Annotated in this window: 20 protein-coding genes; 15 read left to right on the top strand and 5 right to left on the bottom strand. The window is 40.0% G+C overall.

The window, feature by feature from the left end; all coding sequences use genetic code 11:
• Positions 1 to 6 precede the first annotated feature (6 nt).
• Positions 7 to 1,890 carry a methyl-accepting chemotaxis protein gene (locus Q7657_RS02955; RefSeq protein WP_107165978.1) on the bottom strand — a complete coding sequence of 628 codons (1,884 nt, stop codon included), beginning with the start codon at positions 1,888 to 1,890 and terminating at the stop codon, positions 7 to 9.
• Positions 1,891 to 2,222: 332 nt separating this feature from the next.
• Positions 2,223 to 2,642 carry a thiol-disulfide oxidoreductase DCC family protein gene (locus tag Q7657_RS02960; RefSeq protein WP_107165977.1) on the bottom strand — a complete coding sequence of 140 codons (420 nt, stop codon included), beginning with the start codon at positions 2,640 to 2,642 and terminating at the stop codon, positions 2,223 to 2,225.
• A gap of 209 nt (positions 2,643 to 2,851) precedes the next feature.
• Here Q7657_RS02960 and trmY point away from each other — a divergent pair, with 209 nt between their 5' ends.
• From trmY to Q7657_RS02995, 7 genes are all read left to right on the top strand, one after another.
• Positions 2,852 to 3,448 carry a tRNA (pseudouridine(54)-N(1))-methyltransferase TrmY gene (trmY, locus tag Q7657_RS02965; protein ID WP_053988804.1) on the top strand — a complete coding sequence of 199 codons (597 nt, stop codon included), beginning with the start codon at positions 2,852 to 2,854 and terminating at the stop codon, positions 3,446 to 3,448.
• Between the two features lie 408 nt (positions 3,449 to 3,856).
• On the top strand, positions 3,857 to 5,317 hold the full coding sequence (locus Q7657_RS02970; protein WP_107165976.1) for a peptide MFS transporter: 1,461 nt from the start codon (positions 3,857 to 3,859) through the stop codon (positions 5,315 to 5,317).
• 168 nt (positions 5,318 to 5,485) lie between these two features.
• Positions 5,486 to 6,811, top strand: a complete 1,326-nt coding sequence (locus Q7657_RS02975; RefSeq protein WP_107165975.1) for a DASH family cryptochrome — start codon at positions 5,486 to 5,488, stop codon at positions 6,809 to 6,811.
• Positions 6,812 to 6,820: 9 nt separating this feature from the next.
• Positions 6,821 to 8,374 carry a cryptochrome/photolyase family protein gene (locus Q7657_RS02980; protein ID WP_107165974.1) on the top strand — a complete coding sequence of 518 codons (1,554 nt, stop codon included), beginning with the start codon at positions 6,821 to 6,823 and terminating at the stop codon, positions 8,372 to 8,374.
• 65 nt (positions 8,375 to 8,439) lie between these two features.
• Entirely contained in the window at positions 8,440 to 9,759 is a 1,320-nt protein-coding gene (locus Q7657_RS02985; RefSeq protein WP_107165973.1) for an ABC1 kinase family protein, read from the top strand.
• Between the two features lie 212 nt (positions 9,760 to 9,971).
• On the top strand, positions 9,972 to 10,961 hold the full coding sequence (locus tag Q7657_RS02990; RefSeq protein WP_107165972.1) for a patatin-like phospholipase family protein: 990 nt from the start codon (positions 9,972 to 9,974) through the stop codon (positions 10,959 to 10,961).
• Positions 10,962 to 11,045: 84 nt separating this feature from the next.
• Positions 11,046 to 11,963: an alpha/beta fold hydrolase gene (locus Q7657_RS02995; RefSeq protein WP_107165971.1), complete on the top strand. Its 918-nt coding sequence runs from the start codon at positions 11,046 to 11,048 to the stop codon at positions 11,961 to 11,963.
• Positions 11,964 to 12,064: 101 nt separating this feature from the next.
• Here the strand turns inward: Q7657_RS02995 and Q7657_RS03000 are convergent, their stop codons facing one another.
• The gene (locus tag Q7657_RS03000; RefSeq protein WP_053988811.1) at positions 12,065 to 12,922 is read right to left on the bottom strand and encodes a hypothetical protein; all 858 of its coding nucleotides are present in this window, start codon (positions 12,920 to 12,922) and stop codon (positions 12,065 to 12,067) included.
• Positions 12,923 to 13,155: 233 nt separating this feature from the next.
• Positions 13,156 to 14,094 carry a Dyp-type peroxidase gene (locus tag Q7657_RS03005; protein ID WP_107165970.1) on the bottom strand — a complete coding sequence of 313 codons (939 nt, stop codon included), beginning with the start codon at positions 14,092 to 14,094 and terminating at the stop codon, positions 13,156 to 13,158.
• 579 nt (positions 14,095 to 14,673) lie between these two features.
• Between Q7657_RS03005 and Q7657_RS03010 the strand changes: the two genes are divergently transcribed.
• The 7 genes from Q7657_RS03010 (at position 14,674) to Q7657_RS03040 (ending at position 21,797) form a co-directional block, all read left to right on the top strand.
• Positions 14,674 to 14,871: a hypothetical protein gene (locus Q7657_RS03010; protein WP_053988813.1), complete on the top strand. Its 198-nt coding sequence runs from the start codon at positions 14,674 to 14,676 to the stop codon at positions 14,869 to 14,871.
• A 411-nt stretch (positions 14,872 to 15,282) separates the two neighbouring features.
• Positions 15,283 to 15,717 (top strand): thioredoxin TrxC, encoded by a 435-nt coding sequence (trxC, locus tag Q7657_RS03015; RefSeq protein WP_053988814.1) that lies wholly within the window; start codon positions 15,283 to 15,285, stop codon positions 15,715 to 15,717.
• Positions 15,718 to 16,202: 485 nt separating this feature from the next.
• A complete protein-coding gene (locus tag Q7657_RS03020; protein ID WP_107165969.1) occupies positions 16,203 to 17,468 on the top strand; it encodes a NupC/NupG family nucleoside CNT transporter in 1,266 nt (421 codons plus the stop codon).
• A gap of 237 nt (positions 17,469 to 17,705) precedes the next feature.
• Positions 17,706 to 18,338, top strand: coding sequence for a hypothetical protein (locus tag Q7657_RS03025; protein ID WP_107165968.1), 633 nt, complete (start codon positions 17,706 to 17,708; stop codon positions 18,336 to 18,338).
• A gap of 241 nt (positions 18,339 to 18,579) precedes the next feature.
• Complete coding sequence (gene secD, locus Q7657_RS03030) at positions 18,580 to 20,394, top strand: protein translocase subunit SecD (protein WP_053988817.1); 1,815 nt, start codon at positions 18,580 to 18,582, stop codon at positions 20,392 to 20,394.
• 4 nt (positions 20,395 to 20,398) lie between these two features.
• Complete coding sequence (secF, locus tag Q7657_RS03035) at positions 20,399 to 21,301, top strand: protein translocase subunit SecF (RefSeq protein ID WP_053988818.1); 903 nt, start codon at positions 20,399 to 20,401, stop codon at positions 21,299 to 21,301.
• Positions 21,302 to 21,473: 172 nt separating this feature from the next.
• Complete coding sequence (locus Q7657_RS03040; RefSeq protein WP_053988819.1) at positions 21,474 to 21,797, top strand: hypothetical protein; 324 nt, start codon at positions 21,474 to 21,476, stop codon at positions 21,795 to 21,797.
• 226 nt (positions 21,798 to 22,023) lie between these two features.
• On the opposite strand, the gene Q7657_RS03045 is transcribed toward Q7657_RS03040, so the two are convergent.
• The gene (locus Q7657_RS03045; protein ID WP_053988820.1) at positions 22,024 to 22,314 is read right to left on the bottom strand and encodes a hypothetical protein; all 291 of its coding nucleotides are present in this window, start codon (positions 22,312 to 22,314) and stop codon (positions 22,024 to 22,026) included.
• Between the two features lie 529 nt (positions 22,315 to 22,843).
• Between Q7657_RS03045 and Q7657_RS03050 the strand changes: the two genes are divergently transcribed.
• Positions 22,844 to 23,782 carry a cation diffusion facilitator family transporter gene (locus Q7657_RS03050; RefSeq protein ID WP_107165967.1) on the top strand — a complete coding sequence of 313 codons (939 nt, stop codon included), beginning with the start codon at positions 22,844 to 22,846 and terminating at the stop codon, positions 23,780 to 23,782.
• Positions 23,783 to 23,851 lie beyond the last annotated feature (69 nt).

Raw genomic sequence — 23,851 nt, forward strand, 5'->3', positions numbered from 1 at the left:
GTATGTTTAGAGTTTAAAACGACTGATTTCTTGTTGCAGCTCGTGGGATAAGTTAAACAACTCTGCCGCTTGTTTTGCCGCTTCTCCCGCTTCAACAGCAAGTTCGTTAGACACGTCACGGATCCCTTCAGTGTTACGGGTAATTTCCGATGTAACTAAGGTTTGCTCTTCAGCGGCAGAGGCAATTTGGGTCGCCATATCATTAATGGTGGTCACGGCATTGGTGATTTGCGACAAGCTAACCGCAGCTGCATTAGCATCATCAACACTGGTTTCAGACAAGTGGCGACTATCATCCATAATGCCTACTGCTTGACGTGTGGTTTGCTGTAGCGCTTCAATCATTTGTTGGATCTCTTGGGTTGAAGCATGAGTACGTTGGCTAAGCACACGTACTTCATCAGCAACAACGGCAAAACCTCGACCTTGTGTACCAGCACGTGCTGCTTCAATTGCAGCGTTGAGAGCAAGCAGGTTAGTTTGCTCAGCAATGCCTTGGATCGTTGAAAGAATAGTAGTGATACTTTGTGCGTGATGGTTTAAATCACTGATCACTGTCGTCGCTGTTTCGACTTCTTGTGCCAAGGTGCTGATCGACTGTTGGCTTTGGTTTACTTGTGTTGCCCCGTGATTTGATGCAGTGACCGTTTCTTCAGATGTTCTTGCGGTATTTTCTGCATTTGATGCGATCTCTTGCGTTGCTGCCGCCATTTCATTGATAGCAGTCGCTACCATGTTGATTTCATCTTGCTGTAGCTGAATACGTGCGCTGCGCTCTTCGGCTTGTGATGCGGTGATGTGCGATTGCTGGTTCAATGATTCTGAAACATGGCGCAGGCGAGTCACCATTTGATGCATGTTGCCAACAAATTGGTTGAAGTTCAGTGCCAGTTTGCCCACTTCATCATCACTGCGAGGTTCTAAACGCTGTGTTAAATCGCCTTCACCGTTAGCAATTTCAGCCAGTGCTTTTGACACTCGATCTAAATCACGTAGTAAGAAGTTAACTAACCATGCCACCGCGACAACCACGATCAAGGTGATCACAATCGCTGTGATGATAAGTTCGGTTAATAGCGAATAGTAGCTGGCTTCTTCTGTGGATTTATCCATTTCAAGACCAAATACCCAGTCACTATTTGGGATATTCGCAAAGTAAAATAGCTTCTCTTTCCCCTTGATAGAGAACTGCTCCAAGCTGTTTGTATTGGCACTTTGCTCGATGTTACCCATGTTTAATTGATTGCTGTAGTTTGCAATCGGCTTTAATAACAGTGACTTATCAGGATGAGCAAGGAAAGTCCCGTTCTTCTTATCGATCAACATGGCATAAGCATTGTCACCGATGTTCAAACTGATCACATCGTTAATAAGCTGATCAATTAATACGTCGGCACCAATAACACCTGCCAGTGTGCCTTTATTACGAATAGGTTCGGCAATCGTCACCAATAGGGCATTAGTGATGGCATCTTGATAAGCGGTGGTGATCACTTGTTTATTGCTGTTTACGGCATCACCGTACCAAGGGCGAGTACGAGGATCGTAATCAGCACGGTTACGCTCTGGGTGTGAACGTGTCATTTCACCATTAACAGAACCGTAGTAGATATCATCAAAACCGCCAGCATCACGTGCCTGTTGTAGGAAAGGCACTAGATCGGTTTGTTGATAAGGTTCTTTAACAGAGGAGGTAATACTACGACGGATATTAACCCAATCTTCAATACCGCTGGTGGCTGTGGTTGCCACGCTTTGTACACGTTCTAAGATATTTTCGTTGGTTTGTTCTTGTAAATTACTGGCTGCAAGCCAAGTTAATACTGCTGCCATAAGGACAACAGCAGACAAGCTCGCGCTGATCAGCTTTTGTTTTAGTGATAGTTGCATTGTTGTCTCAGAAAAATGTGGTGTTAGAAAGTGCGGCGAGTGTAAATAGTGTTTTTTATTTATGCACGCAGAAAAGTGTAAAAGTTAGATATATGACTATAAAGGATTTTTTATTGACGTTTTAATTCTTAAACTGTGTCTGTTTTATGGCGGTTTGTTCTTTTTATTTTTTGATGGCTTATCGCTGTTTCTTATTTGCGCTGATGTGGCTTGGTTTATCTATATATATTGCGAATGATTTATGGGCTGATTACAACGCAAAAAAGCTAAAACTCTCTGAATTAATATTGCTTATAAGGAATATCTTTTTTGAGTGCGCTGATGAGATTTGGTTATTTTATTGAGCATTGATCGCAACGAGATTTTCCCGTCAATAGTGCTGAAATACGGTAACGATTTCGGGCAAAGAATAGATAAGCACGATCGGCAAAAATTCGGATCACTGGTAAACGTAAGAGCTTTAACCAAGGCTTTTTACCTACCATTTTCCATGCTTGGTAGGTGACATCTAAGCCGAGTAATAAGGTTGTTTCTGCTTGATACTTATTTATGATGCCTGTGTCTTGATACAGCAGACCATGTAAAACGTTGCTGGCTTTTTCTACTGAGATATTCGGGAAACGTTGTTGGAAATCTGCGGCTAATATATCTTCGAACATAAGGCGTTTGCGTATATTGAGTTGCTGCAATTGCTTCATTTCAGCAACACAAAGTGGGCAACTGCCATCATAAAAGATAATCATCTTTTCCATTATTCTTTCCTTGTATACGCTTCTATTGCTTAGTGTTAGCAAACCTTAGTAAAAATCCCAAATAATACGAATGGAAATAGGAATCTGATCAACAGGGGTTACATATTATTAAAAAGCGGGGATAATACGGCGCTCGCTACCGATATATGATTGGTATGTACCATTGTGTGGCGAAGCAAGTGTCACTTTCAATTTCTAGGATATTAACTATGCGCGCTTTCGTATTAAGAGCCCGTTCAGCCCCAACAGATAGCAAAATGTTATTAGCATCTGTTGGTCAAGATGCTCACACTGAAATTTTGGCTCACGTTTTAATGAATGCTATTTTTGTGGCGCAGTCTCACCGTGAAGATATCATGGTGCATTTAGTGCTTGAAAGTACGCAAGATTTCTCACGTACCATTAGTTTTAGCTCAAATGATATTACCAATCTGACGGGTTTCCACGAGCAAGCATGGTTAGACAAGATTGCTCATGCGCTTGATAAGTCATTAGGTATGGGTAAAGAGCAAAGCCGTGTGGTTGAGCCTGGTATTACTGTACGCACTATTAGCTTTGAAAAGTTAGTGGGTGAGTTAGCTGAAGATTACCAACTGTATATGTTGGACAAAAAAGGCGACTTCGTACGTGATATTGAATTGGCGGCTAATCCTTGTTTCTTATTAACCGATCATATGCCAATGCCGAAAAAGAGCTTTAATAGCCTAAAACGTTTAGGTGCTCAGAAAATCAGCTTAGGCCCTAAAATGCTATTTGCTTCCCAGTGTATTGTCCTTATTCATAATGAATTGGATTTAACACTGTAATTTCGGGTTCGAAATTCTATTTAAAAAAGCCGTTGCTGGAGACAGTTAACGGCTTTTTTGTTGCGCAAATGTTGTGATTAATGTCACAGGATAACGATTGCTGTGATCATTTCATGTTTAGCGGATCTTTCTAACTTTATGAATTTATTAATGGTTGCAAATATGCTGAGACATAAATCTCAGAAATGGAATAATGTTTGTTTATTGCATGTAAATAGAATAAGAAATTTTCATTGAAGCAACGAATAAATACTCAAAACTATGAAAATTAAGATGCTAAATATGGGGCAAGAATATGCTTGAGCTTGGGGGAGTTCAGTGTATTTTCATTCATAAATACCCAAGTTACTTGGGTGTATAAATAAGAATGACAACCGTTAGCTAAACGGGCCTTTTATAGGAATCAATATGCAACTATCCTCTCAGCCTAAAGGGCTTTTTCACCTCATCGCGATACAAATGTGGGAATTTTTTAGCTACTACGGTATGCGATCGCTATTAATTCTCTTTTTAACCCAAAAACTTTTAATGTCAGATGAACATGCGTATGCGTTATACGGCGCATATACATCATTAGTTTATGTGACTCCCATTTTAGGCGGTTATTTAGCAGACCGTTACTTAGGTAACTATTGGTCTGTGGTGATTGGTGCATTATTAATGGTGGCTGGTCACGTTGTATTGAGTATTCCTAGCAACGATCATATGACGCTATATAGTGCGCTTGCATTGATTATTTGTGGCTATGGCTTTTTTAAAACTAACTCTAGCTGTTTGTTGGGTGAGTTATATAAAGGTCATGACAGTGCGCGTGAATCTGGTTTCTCGATTTCTTATATCGGTGGTAACGTCGGTTCAGCTTTAGCACCTATTTTCTGTGGTTATGCAGCAAGCCGTTGGGGATGGCATGTTGGTTTTGCACTAGCAGGTATCGGTATGTTGATTGGTCTTTTGATCTTCAGCACTGGTCGTAAAAACTTTGCTCACGTTCAAAAAGCTAACAAGGTTGCATTAACTCGTAAAACAGCAGGTGTTAGTCACTGGCTATTAATTATTGTGGGTGTGATTGCCGCAGCAGTAGGCTTGGTATTCGTACTTAAAGATTTACTTGCAGGTTATATTCTTGCGGTGATCTTAGCGTTCTCAGCACTACAGATGCTACGTTTGTACCGTAAGAGTGATGCAGAAGATCGTAAGAAATTACACTCAATCATGTACTTTATGATCTTCGGTACTGTCTTCTGGGCATTTGACCAACAAGGTGGTAGTTCAATTAGCTTGTTCATTGAACGTAACATTGATACAGATATTTTTGGCTTCCACATTCCAACGGCTTTCTTCCAGTCAGTTAACCCTGTTGCGGTTATCGTAGGTGGTGCAGCAGTAACATGGTTATGGAAAGTATTAGCGTCACGTCAGATCTCTGTACGTACATTAACTAAATTAAACATGGGTCTATTGCTTTTAACTGCGGGCTTCAGCTTGATCACGCTATCTTCTAAGCTTGCAATGGCAACTGGTCACACAACATTCCTATGGTTATTCATTGGTCTGTTCTTAATTGGTGTTGCTGAATTGTTCATTGACCCTGTGGCGTTATCTGCGATCACACGTATGAACCCTCAAGGGGCAACAGGTACAGTGGCAGGTATTTACATGCTAATGGGTGGCTCAGTAGCAAACTACTTAGCAGCAAACATTGCAGAGCTAACTGCAACGGATACACCAAAAGGTGATGCGCTTGATTTGATCACATCTGCAGCGCAATACCACCACGTATTCCAGTCTATCTTAGTGGTAACGGTTGTGGTGTTAGTGATTGGTTTACTTGTGAACTTCTTCAATCGTAACCAACCAGAGTTCGATTAATCGTTCTACCTAAACTAAGTCGATATATCAGCCAGTGTTATTGCGTTTAGCGTTAATAACACTGGCTTTTTTATATCCTTTTAAGCGTAAAAAAATCAGTGAGCCAAGCGATCGCTATTGCTGTTTGTTTCGTATTAACGAGATAACAAATAAGCAGAGTAGATTCTTATGGCGGTACGAGCGCTTTATTGGCTAACCCATGATCTTCGTTTACGCGACAATGCCATCTTTCATCAAGTACGGGATCATGGTGATAGCTTACTGTGCGTTTATTTTATCGAACCTCAGTGGCAGGCATTTAATCGCTACCAGCTTAAATCGATGGGGGAGATCCGACATCGGTTTTTGCTCCAATCTTTACAAACACTTCATACCAACCTTGCCACCGTAGGGCAGCAGTTAATGGTGGTACAGGCCGATCCTTTGTTATTGCTTCCTGCTTTGATTCAACAACACGGAATTAATGTGATTTATCGAAGTCGCCATTGCGGCTGGTATGAGCAACAACAGTGGCAATATATTAAGCAATGCTTTCCACATTTACGTTTTGTTGAAGCCGATACTCATACTTTATATTCACAGCAACAACTACCGTTTCACTTATCTGACATGCCAAGCGGCTATTCGAAATTTCGCAAGCTAATTGAGCGCGATACAAGCGTTGCTAAGCCGCTACCACAGCCTGAATATTTACCACCACCACCTAAAATGAAGTGCTCGGACTATTTAGATATTGGTCGTGTCTATATTGCAGACAATCCGAATGTCGAATGGCAAGGTGGCGAAAACGCAGCATTAATGCATCTAAAGCGTTATTTCTCATCTGATGCACCAGCTAATTATAAAGAAACGCGTAATGCACTCGCAGGCTGGGAGTTATCAACCAAGTTCTCACCATGGCTGGCATGTGGGGCGTTATCTGCCAAAACTATTATGGCTGCGCTTAAGGACTATGAGCAGAATGTAACTGCTAACAGTTCGACCTATTGGATTTTCTTTGAATTGCTCTGGCGTGAGTTCTTTCAATGGCATGCCCATGTGGTAGGGCGTCATTTGTATCGCTTTTCTGGTGTGCAAAATAAACGTTTGTTAACGAGCTTTTATCCTGCTCGTTTTAAGCAATGGTGTTCTGGCTCTACGCCATATCCCTTGGTGAATGCTTTTATGAAGCAATTAAATCAAACAGGGTATATGTCTAACCGAGGTCGTCAGATTGTCGCCAGTTGTTTGGTTAATGAATTATCACTTGATTGGCGTTATGGCGCTGCATATTTCGAGCAGCAATTGATCGATCATGATGTGGCATCAAATTGGGGAAACTGGCAATACATTGCAGGTGTAGGGACTGACAGCCGAGACAAACGTTGGTTTGATATTGATAAACAAACATGCCTATTCGATCCTGATCTGGCATTTATTCGTCATTGGCGCGGAGATGAGACGTTGTGCCCGTTAGATACCTATAATATTGATGATTGGCCAATGAGTGATTAGGACTTGAATATGCGAGAACGTTATACCACGCTGCGCCTCATTCTTGGCGATCAACTCAATCCAACGCATCATTGGTATCAATCAACCAATCCTGAAGTGTTGTACGTTATTGCTGAATTAAAGCAAGAAACTGATTATGTGGTACATCATCAGCAAAAGATCTGTGCTTTCTTCGCTGCAATGGAAAACTTTGCGAAGGCTCTACAGCAAGCAGGACATGAGGTTTTACACCTTACACTTGATGATACCGAGCCATACACAGATTTATTACAGTTGATTGCCTCACTTTGTGAACAATACCAATGTAAAGGATTTGAATATCAACAACCTGATGAGTATCGCTTATCAGAGCAACTTCGCTCTCTCACCCTTGATGGTGTCACTATTCAAACCACTGATACGGATCATTTCTTATTGCCGTTAACTGACATTGATCAGTATTTAACAGCAGGTAAGCACAATAGGATGGAGCATTTCTATCGTGCGATGCGTAAACGCTTTGATATTTTGATGTGTGAAGGAAAACCTGAAGGGGGTAAATGGAACTTCGATCAAGCGAATCGAAACAAACTAAAACCAGCTGATATTGCGACCATTCCACAACCTTTGATGTTCACGAATGATGTCAGTGATATTACAGAGCGATTAGCAAGGCATAACGTCCGTACCATTGGCTTTTCTAAACAGTATTTGTTGTGGCCTGTTAGCCGCAAGCAATCTCAAGCATTGTTAGAGTACTTTTGTCGTTATTTACTTCCTCATTTTGGTCGCTTTCAAGATGCAATGACTACCCATAGTGATAGTGCATGGAGCTTGTACCATGCCAGGTTGTCGTTTGCGTTAAATGCAAAAATGCTTGCGCCAATGCAAGTGATACAAGCCGCTATTGATGCTTATCAGCAGCCTAATTCCGAGATCAACATTGCGCAAGTGGAAGGTTTTGTACGCCAAATATTGGGCTGGCGAGAGTTTATTCGTGCCGTTTATTGGCTCAATATGCCCCATTATGGCGAGAACAATACACTTGCAGCTGACCGAGGATTACCAGCATTTTTTTGGCATGGTAAAACCCAGATGCAGTGTATGTCTCATGCGATAAAACAGTCGCTGGAATACAGTTATGCGCATCACATTCAGCGTTTGATGGTGACGGGAAATTTTTGCCTATTAACTGGAATAGCACCGAGTGAGGTTGAACACTGGTATTTGGGTATTTACATTGATGCAATTGAGTGGGTTGAAAAGCCTAATACCTTAGGTATGGCACTGTTTGCTGACGGTGGTATGGTTGCCACTAAACCGTATGCAGCGAGTGGTGCGTATATCAATAAAATGAGTGACTATTGCACATCATGTCAGTATGACGTTAAAAAGAAAATCGGTGGCGATGCTTGTCCGTTTAATAGTTTATATTGGCGTTTTATGGCACAACATCGGGCATTGTTAGCCAAGAACCCTCGCGTAGGCATGTTATTCATGCATTGGGATAAGCTTGATGACAGTGAACAAGCATCGATTATTGCCCAAGCAGAGCATTACCTTAATGATTTAGATATGCTGTAAGCAATGTAATAAACCGCATTGCTCGTTTAGCTCCAATAATCAAACAAGATAAACAAGGTTTAATAATGAAAGACTCACACCAGTATTCTAAAGTGCCGAAAGGGCGTTTATCTCGTTTAACCAAGCTAGGCTCGTTAGCATCAAAAGTGGCGACGGGTATGGTGGCGGAAGGGGTGAAACAATTAGCTGCTGGGCATCGTCCTAAAGCATCAGAGCTATTATTAACTCCAAAGAACGCCCAGCGTGTGGCTGATCAATTAGCGCAATTGCGTGGTGCAGCAATGAAAGTTGGGCAATTGTTGTCGATGGATGCCGGTGATTTGCTGCCGAAAGAGTTAACCGAGTTATTATCTCGCTTGCAAGCCGATGCGAAACCGATGCCGATCAGCCAGCTAAATCATGTATTGATCCATAATTGGGGTGAAGATTGGCAAGATAAATTTGCGCAATTTTCTTTTTATCCTGTGGCTGCTGCTTCGATTGGACAAGTGCATCGTGCCAAAACCAAAGATGGCAGAGATCTAGCATTAAAAATCCAGTATCCCGGTATTGGTGAAAGCATTGATAGCGATGTGCATAACGTTTCAACTTTATTGAATCTTTCTGGTTTGATCCCTAAGTCAATTGATGTCTCTGAATTATTAGAAGAAGCGAAAAAGCAGTTACATGCTGAGGCGGATTATCAGCAAGAAGCCAACTATTTAAAAAGCTTTTCACGCTTAATGGCTGATGATCCTCGTTTCTTAATTCCTGAGATCTATGATGACTTAACTTGTGAAACCATTCTTGCTATGAGTTTTGTCGAAGGGATTGAAATCGAACAATTAGCAAAACAACCTCAAGCGGTTCGTGATGAAGTCATGAGTTTGGCATTCACCTTATTGTTTAAAGAAGTATTTGAATTCCGTTTAGTCCAAACCGATCCTAACTTTGCGAATTACCGCTATAACCCCGAGACTAATCAGTTCATCTTGTTAGATTTTGGCGCAACACGTGCCTACCCTGAGCATGTTGCGGAAGGTTATCGTCAGTTAATGTCTGGGGCTATTACACAAGATCGTGAAGCCATGCTAGCGGCATTAAAGCAGATTGGTTTTTTCCATCAGCCTATTGAAGATGTCGCAAAACAAGCCGTGGTAAATTTGTGTTTAGAAGCGTGCGAACCATTAGCCTTTAATGGTGAATATGATTTTGGTGTCACAGATATGGGTAAGCGTATTCGTGATGCTGGTAGTGCTTTGAGTATGAACAGCGGTTATTGGCATACACCGCCTGCTGATGCGATTTTCTTACACCGCAAGTTAGGTGGTTTGTATTTATTGGCAGCTAAGCTAAAAGCCCGAGTGAATGTTTATGCGTTGTTTAAACCTTACATGATTGAGTAATTCAAACGAGTGCTTATTCATGTGCTTAAAAAGTGTTCATAAATGAATAGGTTAAATATATCAAGACATGATTGTTTAGATATTTAGGCAAATATTTTTACAATCAAATATTGATACTTTGCAGTTCGACATTATAACTCGGTTTGTTAGTATCACCCGTAATTATTGTATGATGAAAAAACATCGAAAACGTGAAGTGTTGAGAGGGGAGCATGACGGGTAAGCATGTGTCTTATGCAGTACAAAATTATGACGCATTGTCTTTTTCACCTCAGAATATATCGAAGATAGCACTGGTTACGGAAGGTGGCGGCCAAAGAGGGATTTTTACTGCGGGTGTATTGGATGCATTTTTAGATCAAAGCTTTAATCCTTTCTCTTTAATGATAGGTACATCAGCAGGCTCGTTAAACTTAGCGTCTTATATTTGTGGACAGAAAAAACATGCCTATAAGGTGATCACAGAGGCAACCACAAATCATCATTTCTTTGATGTGTACCGATTCTTGTTCGGTCGCGAAGGGTTAGATCTCGATTGGTTAATGCAGCAAACGCAAACTCGCTTTGAGCTAGATTGGCATCAAGGGCGTGAGAATATGCGTAACCGTACGGTATTAGCATCAGCAAGTAACATGGTCAGCCATCAGGCATCGTATTTTAATTTAAATACTGAAAACTGGTCTTTAGCATTAAAAGCATCTTGTGCTGTTCCTGTACTCAATAAACAGCCTATTTATTCTCAGAATGAGTACTGGGTTGATGGCGGTTTATGTGCGCCTATTCCCGTTCAAGAAGCTTACGAGCGTGGCTATCGCCATATTGTTGTGATCAGAACAGTACCGATTGATACTTCTTTTGATCATTGCTGGATGACCAATATTCGGCGAGCATTAGGTCACTCAAAAGCGGCTGGTATGATCGAAATGCTGCTTGAACATGAAGATAACTATAGAAAAACGCAAGAATTTCTTAGTAATCCACCTGATGACGTGACTATTTACGAAATCCATCCTCAGAAAGCGTTGAAATCTAAAATGATCGGCAGTGATGCGCAATCATTAGAAGATGACTATCGTCTGGGCTTTCAATCTGGAAAGTATTTCCTAAATACCACAGGTCGTCATATCCATATTCAAGAACCTTACTGTGATATACCTCATTTGACGCAAGAAGACGTGAAAGAGCTCTGTAAATACGCGTAATAATTATAAAAATAAGATGCTGTCATGATGAAACAATATTGTGAGAGGGATTTTATTACCAAGGAATCGGTATTTACTCAATTAATGGCAGGCGAAGTCCATGCCATGTGGCAGAAGAGACAAAAGGGTGAGTTTAAAGGGGTAGATGGCGTGCCGATCCGTTGGATCAGTATTCGTGAACCTCAGAATGAACGCTGTGTTGTGATAGTGAATGGTCGTAATGAAAGCTTTTGGAAATATCAGGAGCTTTTCTATGAGTTTTCACGCAAAGGTTATGATGTATACGCTTACGATCATCGTGGGCAAGGGGCATCAGGTCGCTTAACTCACGATAGAGAACTCGGGCATGTGATCTGTTTTGATGATTACGTTACCGATCTTCATTCGTTCATTGAAAATGTCGTTAAGAAACATGCTTATCAACATCGTTTCTTGCTAGCACATTCTATGGGAGGTGCTGTTGCCACCTTATATCTAGAGCACTATCAAACACCGTTTAATGCGGTTGTTCTCAATGCTCCAATGTTTGGTATCAACATGCCAGCGCCATTAAAGCTGGTGGCTTCGTCCATTGCTAAAATTATGGAACATTATCAAGCACAGCCTTCTTATGTGTTAGGCAAAAAGCCCTACCATGAAGAGCCATTTGAGACTAATGATCAGTGTCAGAGCCAACTACGTTATGGCTGGGCAAAACATCTTTATCAATTACATCCAGAGTTGCGTCTAGGCGGTCCTAGCCCTCGTTGGGTATGGCAAGCACTAGCGGCAGCTAAAAGTTGTATACGGGACGTTGAGCAGATTGATACGCCTGTATTATTACTTCAAGCTGGGGATGATAAGGTGGTAGATAATCACTCGCACGTCATTTTTTGTACTAAATGCGATGAATGTAAAATGAAGATTATTCCCCACGCTCGCCATGAATTATTGATGGAAAAAGACTGTTTACGTAATCAGGCGTTAAAAGACACGTTAGAGTTCTTTGAACTATATAGTTAATTTAACGTGTAAACGAAAACAAAAAGCCCAGCGAGGATCAGTATCGCTGGGCTTTTATTTTTTAATCACTATTTAAAGAAAGAGAGTTTAAATAGGTTGAATTAGTGACAAATGAACCAAGAACGAGCATCTGCTTCGATTACCGCATTTTTATACCAAGGCAGTTGATCCATTTCTGGTGCAACGCGAATATCGCCTTTTAGCTTTTCTGTTGCTAATACAGTAACACGGTTGTCTTTGATACTTTGGATCTTACCTTTATAGGTTACGCCGTAAGCTTCATCTTTGGTTTTTTTGTACATACAAACCGTTTCACCCACGTGTGTTGCAATAAAGCCGGTTTCTTCTGTCCATGGCTCTTGCTCTGGTGCAGGGGTTTCTACTTCATTAAATAAAGCGGCTTGTGATTGGCTTGACGGTACGATTTTGCGGTGTACAGAGAAAGGTTGGTAGCCAAGCTGTTTTGCGCCATCAATCCATGCGGCTTGATCAACGTCTTTGTTCTCAATCACACGCATGGTTACAAAAGGTCCAGTTGGACATACATCAGCCCATAGATCTGTTGATGTAATACGTGCAGAGAACACAGGTGTTTCTTCGGCAGTATTAGGATGCGTAACACACCAAGCGTCGTTTTCTTGGTTGATCATAGTGCCAGCGTTAGCTTTACACGTTTTTTTCGCTAGTTGGTAGAACTGCTCAATGTCTTGTGTCGCTTGCTCTGGGCTTGCTGAGCAGTAACGGTAGCTTAATGAGAAGGTTTCTTTAGGGTAGAACATACCTTGATCGACAACGGTGCCTTGGCTACGCGTTGCATCTGAAGTCATAAATTGACTTGCTACTGTTTTGAAATTCTTTTCAACCGTTGGTGCTGGCGGCGGAGGTGGTGTCGATGAACAACCCGCAACTGCAGCAGCAAGTGCTACTAATGATACTCGGGTTAAAAGGGTTTTGCGCATTCTTGCCCCCAGAAATAGTCTTCGTAAGTGCTAATAAATAGATAGAGTTAATTATTAAGTGTATAGGGGACAACAGAACGTGCGAGGAATCAAGAAATTATTCTGTAAAATATAATGTATTTGTTATTTTTCAAAGGCTTATAATTGTAATAATTTATAGTTTTATTAGTTTCTGATTTTAAAAGAAAAATGCCCGCCAATTTTTATTGGCGGGCAAGGGAATATTAGCGATATTAATCTGCAAAAGTGTTCATTAATGTTTGTGAAGGAATGAAGTAGTGCGTACCTGTTTTCGCTTCAACGAAATCAAGTAAACGGTCGTAATCACCGTTATTGTCAGCATAAATCATTTGTTTTAAAGCGATATCTAAAATTTCAGGTGATGCTGCAAAGCCTACAAACATCGTACCGTGTTCCATCGCATTACCAAATGGACGGTTCTGACGTAGCATTTTGATCTCTTGATCATCAATGATCACTTTGCTTTTATTGTTATGTGCCCAAGCAGGTTTTACATCATCATCAAGTTCAATGTCATCAAGTTTAGTACGGCCAATGACTTGCTCTTGATATTCTGTTGCTTGTTTATCCCATAGCCCTTGGCGATCAACATAGCGTTGTACTGTTAAGTAGCTACCACCTTGGTGAATGTCACAGTCATTAGCGACTAAAACGGCGTTGTATCGCGCTTCATCTTTCGGGTTTTCAGTACCGTCAACAAAGTCGATCATGTCGCGGTTGTCTAAATATTTAAAACCTTGAATATCTTCAATTAGCGTTGCTACAGGCTGTAGAGCTGATGCGATGTATTTTGCCGCTTGGAAATTCAAATCCATACGTTCAGATTTAATCATGATGAAGACATCGCCCGGTGTACTTGGGAAGTGACGTTCACCGTCTTTCATTTCAATAAAATCATGTAATAACGCAGGTGCTTGAATATCGGGAAATACGCTAGACCAGCCATGATTAGATATACCGATGGTTAATGAAAGTTGCGCGGTTAAATCTTTTTGAGCAATGGATTTCTCAATCACTTGTATTTTGGCGAAGATCTCTTTTACGTCATCGTTATTACTATTTTCCTTAAACACGAAAGTGAGATATTCAGCGAAAGTGTTTGGATTTGAAATAGCACCGGGTTGGGCAAGTTCAGCTAATTGAATATTCATAATAGAAACCTTAAGTATTTTTTTACTTACATTACGCTTTTTATTTTTCTAACTGTAGTATGAAAAATGTAATGTTAAGTTGCCAAAAAAAGCGAGTTAAAAATAAGAGTAACTAATTGACATAAATCAACTATTTTAAATTTTATGATTGTGATCTTAGTAACAATGCTGAACGTGATACGGATAAATCCGATGCTTAATTGTTATTGCTTTTTTATTTTTGGATAACATTAAATATCAAAGAAAGCACAAAGATGTCACATATAAAATAATCGAAGTGAGGAATAAGAAATTATTTGAACTAGCTCTGACTTTTATTTGTTGTTGAAAGGGAAGGGCGATGTTTTTTATATAAAGGACTTGTGTCAAATATGTCTAAATATTCACCATTCTTTAAGCGTCCAGAAATTCTATTAATACGCTTGTTATTTGCACCTGACTAGTCATTTTATTCTGATTTGATGACTTTATTTCGTGAACCTCGAATTGATCACAAACTGAAATTTATCGGCTTAACTCAGCTAATTTCCTTTGATACTAAGTAACTCATGACGACACAGGTTGCTTTAGGAGGTTGTTGTGTCTATTAACTCTATCGATTATTCAGAAATCTCATCCGTCTCATCTAAGTGGGAACACAAAGATGAATCCGCTTCTAATATTGCTGAGAGTAAAAAACAACAAGCAGCAGCAAGACGACGTATTGAACTGTTCCGTGATATTCAAGCCAGTGGTTTAACTATCCAAGAAGCACGTGAGCTTGGGCTGTTGCACTAAACGTTATAAGGAAATAATCGTCACTTAATCCTATTTCATAACTATTTATATGCAATGCGTGGAGCAAAGTAATATAACACCTAAAGAATAGAAGAATAAATTTGTTGTTACCGTGTCACATATTGATTGCTATCAATGAGTAGAAGAGGGCATGAGTAAATTTAGAGGGTAATATAGCCAGTTGTTAGCAAAATGATTGCTGTATAAATAACTGCTTTATAAATAAGAACACGTAATGGGATGCTGCTAGCATCCCATTTTCTTTTGTATTAAATACAGTGTTTGGGTTATCGCGATGTGTTTATGTGATTGATAGCTTTAAACTATTGCTCTAATAAGTTGAATCATATTGTTTTTTCAGCTGTAAGCGTTACAGTAAATACAGATGAAGTTTAAAGATGGATAATAACAATGACTACAATCACAACACGCTGTCCACACTGTAAAGCACTGAACCGTTTACCTTCTGAGCGCGTAAATGACGAAGCAAGCTGCGGTTCATGTAAAGAAAAACTGTTTGATGGTATGCCAATTGAAGGTACATCAGATAACTTTGCAACGCTGTTAGAAAGCGATAAGCCTGTCGTTGTTGATTTCTGGGCACCATGGTGTAACCCATGTGTCGGCTTTGCGCCAATTTTCTCTGATGTGTCTAATGAACGAGATGGTCAGGCTCGCTTCGTGAAAATTGATACAGAAGCTCAACAAGCATTAGCTGCGCAATACCGTATCCGTAGTATTCCTACTATTATGGTATTCAAAGGTGGCAAAATGGTCGATATGCTAAATGGTGCGCTACCTAAGTCGCATTTTGATCAATGGTTAAATGAAGCACTGACAAAATAAACGAAGTTGTTTCAATTGACATAGAGCCGAGCTAAATATGCTCGGCTTTTTGTTACGACAAGGTTTACTTTACATTACAACGTTGCTGGTATGCCTTATTGGATTGCGATTTTTATCTCATTTGTTCAGATTGTATTCATTTAACTGCTGAATATGCAATTATTGAAAAATGATATTGTTAATGTGAGCAAGATCTCTATATACTCTCGCCTCGGTCAGAACACTTATGTTCAGCCACCTTATTTTACAAGCTGTCACCATGGATTAGTGAACGACCCACGGAGTTGGACCGGCGTTATTTGTAGCTTGTTAATTTAGGTGACTCGTATGTTGTATAATTGGGCGAACACAATCATATCTTTGACGTTTAACTGCGTTAATCCTACCTTTTTTGCTTTTTCCCCAAAAGCAATCGTTCCTCAATGGCAACAAACAGCAATACCTTCATTATTCGACACCCATTTAAAAAACAGCAGGACGAAATAATGCAGTTGTTAATTACATTAGCTGGTATCGTAGTACTGGTTCTATGCGCAGTGGCGCTTTCTGATAATAGAAAAGCGATCAATTGGAGAACCGTTGGTGGTGCTTTATTTTTACAAGCAAGCTTTGCAGCTCTTGTATTATATATCCCGATCGGTCAGAAGATGTTAGGTGCAATGAGCGATGGTGTTGCCGGTCTTCTTAGTTTTGCTGATGTTGGTATTAACTTTGTTTTTGGTGATTTATCTAATATTGAAAAAAGCGGTTTCGTTTTTGCCATTCGTGTTCTCCCTCTTGTTATCTTCATTAGTGCTTTAATCTCTCTTCTTTATTACTTTGGTATCATGCAATGGGTCATTAAGGTCCTTGGTGGTGGTATTCAAAAAGTCCTTGGCACTAGCCGCGCAGAATCATTAGTTGCTACTGGTAACATCTTCCTTTCTCAAGGTGAGTCTCCTCTTCTTATTCGTCCTTTCCTTGCAAGCATGACTCGCTCTGAACTGTTCGTAGTAATGACGTGTGGTATGGCATCGGTAGCCGGTTCTGTATTGGGTGGTTATGCAGGTTTAGGTGTTGATCTTAAATATCTTATCGCAGCAAGTTTCATGGCAGCACCGGGTGGTCTGTTAATGGCGAAAATTCTTGTGCCTGAGCAAGAAACGCCACAGGAACAAACTGAAATTGAAATGGCGAAAAGTGAACACAGCAATGCGATTGATGCATTAGCTGCGGGCGCAATGAACGGCATGAAGGTATCGGTCGCTATTGGTACTATGCTAATTGCATTCGTGAGTGTAATTGCAATGGCAAACGCAGGTCTTGAAGGTGTAGGTCACTGGTTAGCAAGCATTACAGGTGCTATTGGTCTTGATTCTGTATCACACTGGTTTGCAACGACACCACTAACAATGCAAGCAATTCTTGGTTACATTTTCTCACCATTGGCGTTCGCTGTGGGTGTGCCGGCACACGAGATGATGAAAGCAGGTACTTTCATTGGTGAAAAACTAATCCTTAACGAATTCGTTGCTTTCATGGATTTCGCTTCTGTAAAACAAGCACTTTCTGAGCACACTCAAGTCATTGTGACTTTCGCACTATGTGGTTTTGCAAACATTGGTTCAATTGCAATTCAAATCGGTTCGATTGGTGTGATGGCTCCAGAGCGTCGTAGTGATGTGGCAAAACTGGGTGTTAAAGCGGTTCTAGCTGCAACACTGGCTAACCTAATGAGTGCAGCACTTGCAGGTATCTTCGTTTCACTATAAGTGAGATAAAGAAATAGCATTGATAGCCGTAGGGTTCGCTCTGCGGCTTTTTTGTATCTTACATTAGTTCTAAACTATCTTAGTGAATTATAACGGCTTATTGCGGTAGGAAATTATTTGATAAAAGTTAATAAAACTAAAATATAACACTATTTTGTTAATAATTTTCTTGTATCACTGACTATCGCCCCTTATCATTGCGAAGATAATCTTTTTTGTACATTGTTTTTAGGTGTTATGTTTTTAACCTTTTTTCGTTTTCTAATTTTAAGTATTTGTTTAGGGGCTACCTCATTAGCTTCGGCATCTACGCATGTAGAAACTTTCGGGTTAATTAATTCAGCACCAACAATGCATACAATTAGCCAGTTGGCTGATGATTCTTCAGATTTTGTATCCCATGCCCATATTGCACCAGTACCTGCACCATTTTCTCAATCAGAACATCATGTTGGTCACTCATCAGGCAAGCATCATCCATTATCACAGGGTAAAGTGAATCAAGGTTTACCTGTCTCTGTTAATGGCTCTAAATTGGTATGGAATTTCCCGCTTTCAAGTACAAATCGTGTTTCCGAACATGGTAAACATCATCGTATCGAGTTTAGTAATTATAATATTGCGTTGGGTACGTCGAACCGCTTGATCAATGCTATTCATTTAAGTCCGGAAGAGGTCTCTCCTGACTATCGACTGGCATTTGAATTTCCTATTTTAACGGCGATTCCACTCACGGTGGGATATGCTGAACCTTTATCGCCAACAGTAGAATGGGCATTAAAGGTAAAATCTTCCTCATCCCGTATTTCAGGTTGGAAAGACTCTAACCTGATTTACTCCCAATACGGCCAACTTCGTCAAGTTGCCTAATCCTATTATTTACTAGAGAACACGAGTTTTCTGCTAGTAGTAATAACCTCTCAAGAAATTAATAAAATTATTAATAATCATCGCGTTATTAAGATTTGTTATCGTACCTATAGTTGTACTGCTCCTTTTATGTCGAATGCATTAAAGAGTACTCGCAACATTTTCATGCTATAAAGGTATAATTATAGGTGTTCTATCGACTGCAACAGGCTGTCTGTTGCAAGATACATGGCTAAAAATAATGAGAAAAAAGAATACGAAACAGATTCTGAATCATTACTCAGCATGGAAATATGTTGTGCTAATTGTGACGGTTTCGATAATGCTATTAAGTGCTATTCCGACATGGTTTGGCGAAAATGCAGCAGTTCAAATCAGTAAGAAGGGCGGTGCAATGCCAACACCTTTTGAAATTCAGAAGGTGTTAAAAGAGCACGATATCGATCCGCTTAAAATTGAGCAAAAACCAGATCGTACGATTGTTGTATTAGACAGCACTAAACAACAAACAGACACGAAAGCTGCGTTAAACACGTTAGTGAAAAACGAAGAGCGTTTAACGCTTGCATTAGAGCCAGCTGCACCGATGTGGTTACAAGACATGGGCTTTGAGCCAATTAAACTTGGTCTTGACCTTCGCGGTGGTGTTCAGTTTTTGCTAGATGTTGATGTAAACCAAGTTTACAAAAACCATGCGCAGCAGCTATCTGATGACTTACGTGTTGATTTCCGCAAGCAAGAGATCCGTGGTGGTCGTGCAGAGCTTAAAGGCAACGATGAAGTTATTGTTCGCCTACCTAGCGAAGAAGCGAACAGCAAGATCCGTCAGTTTATTCGTGAACAATACCCACAATGGCAAGCAACAAATGGTTCAGGTGATAATCTAGTTCTTGCTCTTCGTGAAAAAGAAAAAACAGATCTTCGTAACTTAACTGTTCAGCAAAACCTACAAACAATGCGTAGCCGTATTGAAGAGCTAGGTATTACTGAAGCATCAGTTCAGCGTCAAGGTGAAAACCGTATCCGTATCGAGCTACCAGGTGTTCAAGATCCTGCTGCTGCGAAGAACGTTATCGGTGCAACGGCAAGCCTTGCTTTCTACGCTGTGAAAGAAGAAGGTACAGGTAGCACAATGATCCTACCTGACAAAAACGGTAACCCAGTACGTGTTAGCCGTAAGCCTGTTCTAGGTGGTGATCACATTGTTGATGCACGAGCAAGCTTTGGTGAAAACGGTACGCCTGAAGTAAACATTACGCTTGATAGTGCAGGCGGTAAGATGATGTCTGACTTCTCACGTATGAACGTGGGCAAGCCAATGGCAACCTCTTACAGTGAGTACAGCCGTAATGCTAAAGGTGAAACTGTTCAAACTAACAAGATCATCAGTGTTGCAACAATTCAAACCCAGCTAGGTAGCCGTTTCCGTATTACTGGCGCTGGTTCTTTGGAAGATGCACAACAATTAGCGCTTCTTCTACGTGCAGGTTCGTTAACAGCGCCTGTGACTATCGTTGAAGAACGTACAATTGGTCCAACTCTGGGTGCTGAAAACATCAAAAATGGTTTCGCTGCACTTGCTCTAGGTATGGGTGTAACACTGCTATTTATGGCTGTGTGGTACCGTCGTCTAGGTTGGGTAGCAAACGTTGCACTTATCTGTAACATGATCATGCTATTTGGTCTGTTAGCGCTTATTCCAGGTGCGGTTCTTACGCTTCCAGGTATCGCAGGTCTGGTACTAACGGTCGGTATGGCGGTTGATACCAACGTACTTATCTTTGAACGTATTCGCGATATGATCCGTGAAGGTCGTAGCTTTGCACAAGCAATTGACCGTGGCTTCAGTAGTGCATTTGGTACTATTTTCGATGCTAACTTCACAACCATGATCACTGCAGTTGTTCTTTACTCTATCGGTAACGGTCCAATCCAAGGCTTCGCATTAACGCTAGGTTTAGGTCTACTAACAAGTATGTTTACTGGTATTTTCGCTTCTCGAGCCATTATTAACTTGGTTTGGGGTCGTGATTCGCGTCGAGATGTAAGGGTTTAACGCAATGAAAAATTGGATTATTAAAAACTTAACCAAATTGCGTTACATGACGGGTATTGTCTCGATCGCATTAATGGTTATTTCTATCACGTTTATCTGTGTTCGTGGTCTGAACTGGGGCCTAGATTTCACCGGTGGTGTTGTTAGTGAAGTTCAAATGGACAGTAAGATCACGAGTAGTGAAATTACACCATTGATGGATGCTGGCTTTAACCAAGAAGTGGTTGTTATTGCCGCTGATGAACCTGGTCGTTGGGTATTACGTTACGCAGCACCAGCTAAAGGTGTACAATACCCTGAGATCACAAAGGTGCTTGAGCCACTACATGCAAATGTACAAGTGCTAAATACCAGTATCGTTGGTCCTCAAGTTGGTGCAGAGCTTGCTGAGCAAGGTGGCCTAGCATTACTTGTGACTATGCTATGTATCTTAGGTTACTTGAGCTACCGCTTTGAATGGCGTCTAGCTGCGGGTTCATTACTTGCGCTACTACACGATGTTATCTTAGCGGTTGGTTTCTTTGCGATGACACAAATGGAGTTCAACCTAACAGTACTTGCTGCAATCTTGGCAATTCTAGGTTACTCACTGAATGACTCCATCGTTATTGCAGACCGTATTCGTGAGCTATTGATTGCGAAACCAAACCAAGATATTGAAGCGACAAACAACGAAGCTATTATTGCGACATTCTCACGTACAATGGTGACTTCGGGTACAACACTGATGACTGTAGGCTCACTATGGTTATTAGGTGGCGCCTCGCTACAAGGTTTCTCTATTGCAATGTTCATCGGTATCTTAACAGGTACTTGGTCTTCGATTTCAGTAGGTACATTACTTCCTGAGTTCCTAGGTCTTAAGCCAGAGCATTACCAACCAAAGCCAATTGTTGATGAGCCTTAATCGTTACAATTAATCTGTATTAAAGCGGCTATCGAGTATTTAACTTGATAGCCGTTTTTTTTGCTTCAAATGTGATATCGGTTGTAAAAAAGAGCGATTTTAAATTAACAGTTTTTTTTTATGTGAACCAAACTTTCTTTGTCTCAGTATAAATATTCGATTGAGTAATGTGATGAAGAAAAAATTAGGCTTAGTTTGTTTTGCTACATTGATGGTAACGGGATGTGCCCACACAACTGATGATGGTTTTCGTTTTGTGCCAGATAAGTACGTAAGTAATGTGGAATACAATAGTATTTATCACTATGGCTATAACCAAGGTTGTGAGTCAGCATTAGCTAAGAAAGGTAATAACGAGGCTGTATATATTAAAGATCCCGCGCTAGATGGCTCTAATACGCGGTTTAATGAAGGCTGGGATGATGGTGAAAAAGCTTGTTCTTCCGGCAGTCGTAAAACAATCTATGGGTTATCGTCAAATACCCCTAGCTTATGATTAACAAATCGGAAAATAGTAGTTATTTATAATTTGAGATACACTTCTAATAAATTTATAAAATTATTAGTAAGTAGATAGTGATTCTTGTAATATCACCTAAAAGAAAATGGATATTGCCTTCGTGGAGGCAAAAAAAAACAGATCCGAGGATCTGTTTTTAGAGGGAAGAATAAAGAAAGCCTAGCCGTAGTATTTCTTAATTGTTCGAATTTCCCTTGCCTTTTTAAGCTGCTTTAGCATCGATGTAAGAGATGACTTCTCCGTTGTCGAAGCTGATTGTTGCTGCTGCGTTGATTTCAGGAAGTAGGAGATAAGCTTGGTTAGCGCCATCTTCTGCTGTGATTTCAATGATGACATGAAGTTGACTTGCTAATAAATTATCAATATTCATGTTGTCACTAGCATAATCAGAAATAAGCAGCTTTTTATAGCGTTTATTTGAGTCATGCACCCAAATTGTGAAGTTTTGGTTTTCACCTTCCGTATGGTGTATAAAATCTGCCAGATTTCTCATAAAAAGTTCCTTTTTGCTGATCAATATAAAGATATTGACTCACAATCTCCATTATGTACCAAATCTCGAATTATTAAATATAAGCCTGATTATTTTTACGGATAATGTGATCAGAAATTATATTTAAGGTAATTATTACTTTTATCAACATTTTTTCTCATAAATTGTATAGATAAAATAGCATCTACAAATGTCATTGATATTTCAAATAGCTATTAAGTTATACAGATGAGTATGTTTTTTATTATTTTATTATCTAATTGTTATATATATTATAGCATGACAATATATTTAAAGGGTATATTTTGAATCTCTATGTTTATATATAGGTATTAATTTATTAAAGCTACTTTTATTTATACTTTATGCATTTTTCTTGTATTAAGTAATTATCTATAAGATATATTTTTTAGAAAAATGAAGTGTGATATTTGTAAAAAGTAGGTGAATAAGCGAAAAGTTGTCTCATTTGCAGCTGAAGTTAGTTATCATATGCTCGACTTATAAGTAATAATTCGATTGGTTGGTTATGTCTGAAGCTGCTGTAAAAGTAATACAAAAAGTAACCTGGATAGGGTCCATAGCGAACATTGCACTCGCATTTATAAAAATTACTATCGGTAAGATGACTGGAAGCCAGGCATTGATTGCCGATGGTGTGCACAGTTTCTCTGACTTAGTAACAGATACTGCAATCCTAATAGGTTCTCGTTATTGGACAGCTCCTGCTGATAAAGAGCACCCTTATGGTCACGGTCGTTTTGAAACTCTTACGAATATCTTTATTGGTGTGTTATTGGCGCTGGTTGGTATTGGTATTGGTTGGGAATCATTAACCTCAATCAGTGAGCAGGCGCATAGTAAGCCAGGGATGCTAGCTTTTGCAGCCGCTGTTGCATCTATTGTGGTGAAAGAAGTGCTATATCGCTGGACAGTGATTAAAGCGAAAGCAATCAATAGTCGTGCTCTGTATGCTAATGCATGGCATCACCGTTCTGATGCGTTGAGCTCACTACCTGTTGCCATTGCTGTAATTGCAAACTACTTTGTGCCAGAGCTTCATTATTTAGATCAAATTGCAGCTTTGATTGTTACTGCGATGATCTTGAAAGCCGCCGCTGAAATTTTATGGCCCGCAGTGTTAGAAATCACAGAAGCGAAAGCTGATGCTGATATGGAAAGCAAAATTCAATCTTATGCGGCAGAAGACAGTGACATTAAAGAAGTTCATGCTATTCGTAGTCGTAGAACGGGCAGTACGATTCTGCTTGATTTTCACCTGTTAGTTGATCCCGATATGAGCGTGGATAAAGCACATACTATTGCTGAGAACTTTAAATCTCACTTACTGAAAGAGTTAGATGAGGTTGTTGATATTATCATTCACATTGAGCCGTTTAACTGTAAAGAAAGAGTGCTTAATCCGTGTTGTGATGACTGTGATAGTGATATGAAATCCTCGACTTGATGATTGAAACTAAACGGTGGTGTATTTAACATCGCCGTTTTTGTTTTTAAGCCATCGTATTATTAGCAA

This window comes from Candidatus Photobacterium acropomis, from assembly GCF_030685555.1.
GTDB classification, from domain to species: domain Bacteria; phylum Pseudomonadota; class Gammaproteobacteria; order Enterobacterales; family Vibrionaceae; genus Photobacterium; species Photobacterium lucens.

What these genes read in the sequence shown, in the direction of transcription:
- Q7657_RS02985 (WP_107165973.1), top strand. Translation starts at nt 8,440, where the DNA reads ATGAAAGACTCACACCAGTATTCTAAAGTGCCGAAAGGGCGTTTATCT.
- Q7657_RS02980 (WP_107165974.1), top strand. Translation starts at nt 6,821, where the DNA reads ATGCGAGAACGTTATACCACGCTGCGCCTCATTCTTGGCGATCAACTC.
- secD (WP_053988817.1), top strand. Translation starts at nt 18,580, where the DNA reads ATGAGAAAAAAGAATACGAAACAGATTCTGAATCATTACTCAGCATGG.
- Q7657_RS03025 (WP_107165968.1), top strand. Translation starts at nt 17,706, where the DNA reads ATGTTTTTAACCTTTTTTCGTTTTCTAATTTTAAGTATTTGTTTAGGG.
- Q7657_RS03000 (WP_053988811.1), bottom strand. Translation starts at nt 12,922, where the DNA reads ATGCGCAAAACCCTTTTAACCCGAGTATCATTAGTAGCACTTGCTGCT.
- Q7657_RS02955 (WP_107165978.1), bottom strand. Translation starts at nt 1,890, where the DNA reads ATGCAACTATCACTAAAACAAAAGCTGATCAGCGCGAGCTTGTCTGCT.
- Q7657_RS02970 (WP_107165976.1), top strand. Translation starts at nt 3,857, where the DNA reads ATGCAACTATCCTCTCAGCCTAAAGGGCTTTTTCACCTCATCGCGATA.
- Q7657_RS03020 (WP_107165969.1), top strand. Translation starts at nt 16,203, where the DNA reads ATGCAGTTGTTAATTACATTAGCTGGTATCGTAGTACTGGTTCTATGC.
- trxC (WP_053988814.1), top strand. Translation starts at nt 15,283, where the DNA reads ATGACTACAATCACAACACGCTGTCCACACTGTAAAGCACTGAACCGT.
- Q7657_RS02995 (WP_107165971.1), top strand. Translation starts at nt 11,046, where the DNA reads ATGGCAGGCGAAGTCCATGCCATGTGGCAGAAGAGACAAAAGGGTGAG.
- Q7657_RS03005 (WP_107165970.1), bottom strand. Translation starts at nt 14,094, where the DNA reads ATGAATATTCAATTAGCTGAACTTGCCCAACCCGGTGCTATTTCAAAT.
- Q7657_RS03045 (WP_053988820.1), bottom strand. Translation starts at nt 22,314, where the DNA reads ATGAGAAATCTGGCAGATTTTATACACCATACGGAAGGTGAAAACCAA.
- Q7657_RS02990 (WP_107165972.1), top strand. Translation starts at nt 9,972, where the DNA reads ATGACGGGTAAGCATGTGTCTTATGCAGTACAAAATTATGACGCATTG.
- Q7657_RS02975 (WP_107165975.1), top strand. Translation starts at nt 5,486, where the DNA reads ATGGCGGTACGAGCGCTTTATTGGCTAACCCATGATCTTCGTTTACGC.
- Q7657_RS03040 (WP_053988819.1), top strand. Translation starts at nt 21,474, where the DNA reads ATGAAGAAAAAATTAGGCTTAGTTTGTTTTGCTACATTGATGGTAACG.
- Q7657_RS03050 (WP_107165967.1), top strand. Translation starts at nt 22,844, where the DNA reads ATGTCTGAAGCTGCTGTAAAAGTAATACAAAAAGTAACCTGGATAGGG.
- secF (WP_053988818.1), top strand. Translation starts at nt 20,399, where the DNA reads ATGAAAAATTGGATTATTAAAAACTTAACCAAATTGCGTTACATGACG.
- Q7657_RS02960 (WP_107165977.1), bottom strand. Translation starts at nt 2,642, where the DNA reads ATGGAAAAGATGATTATCTTTTATGATGGCAGTTGCCCACTTTGTGTT.
- trmY (WP_053988804.1), top strand. Translation starts at nt 2,852, where the DNA reads ATGCGCGCTTTCGTATTAAGAGCCCGTTCAGCCCCAACAGATAGCAAA.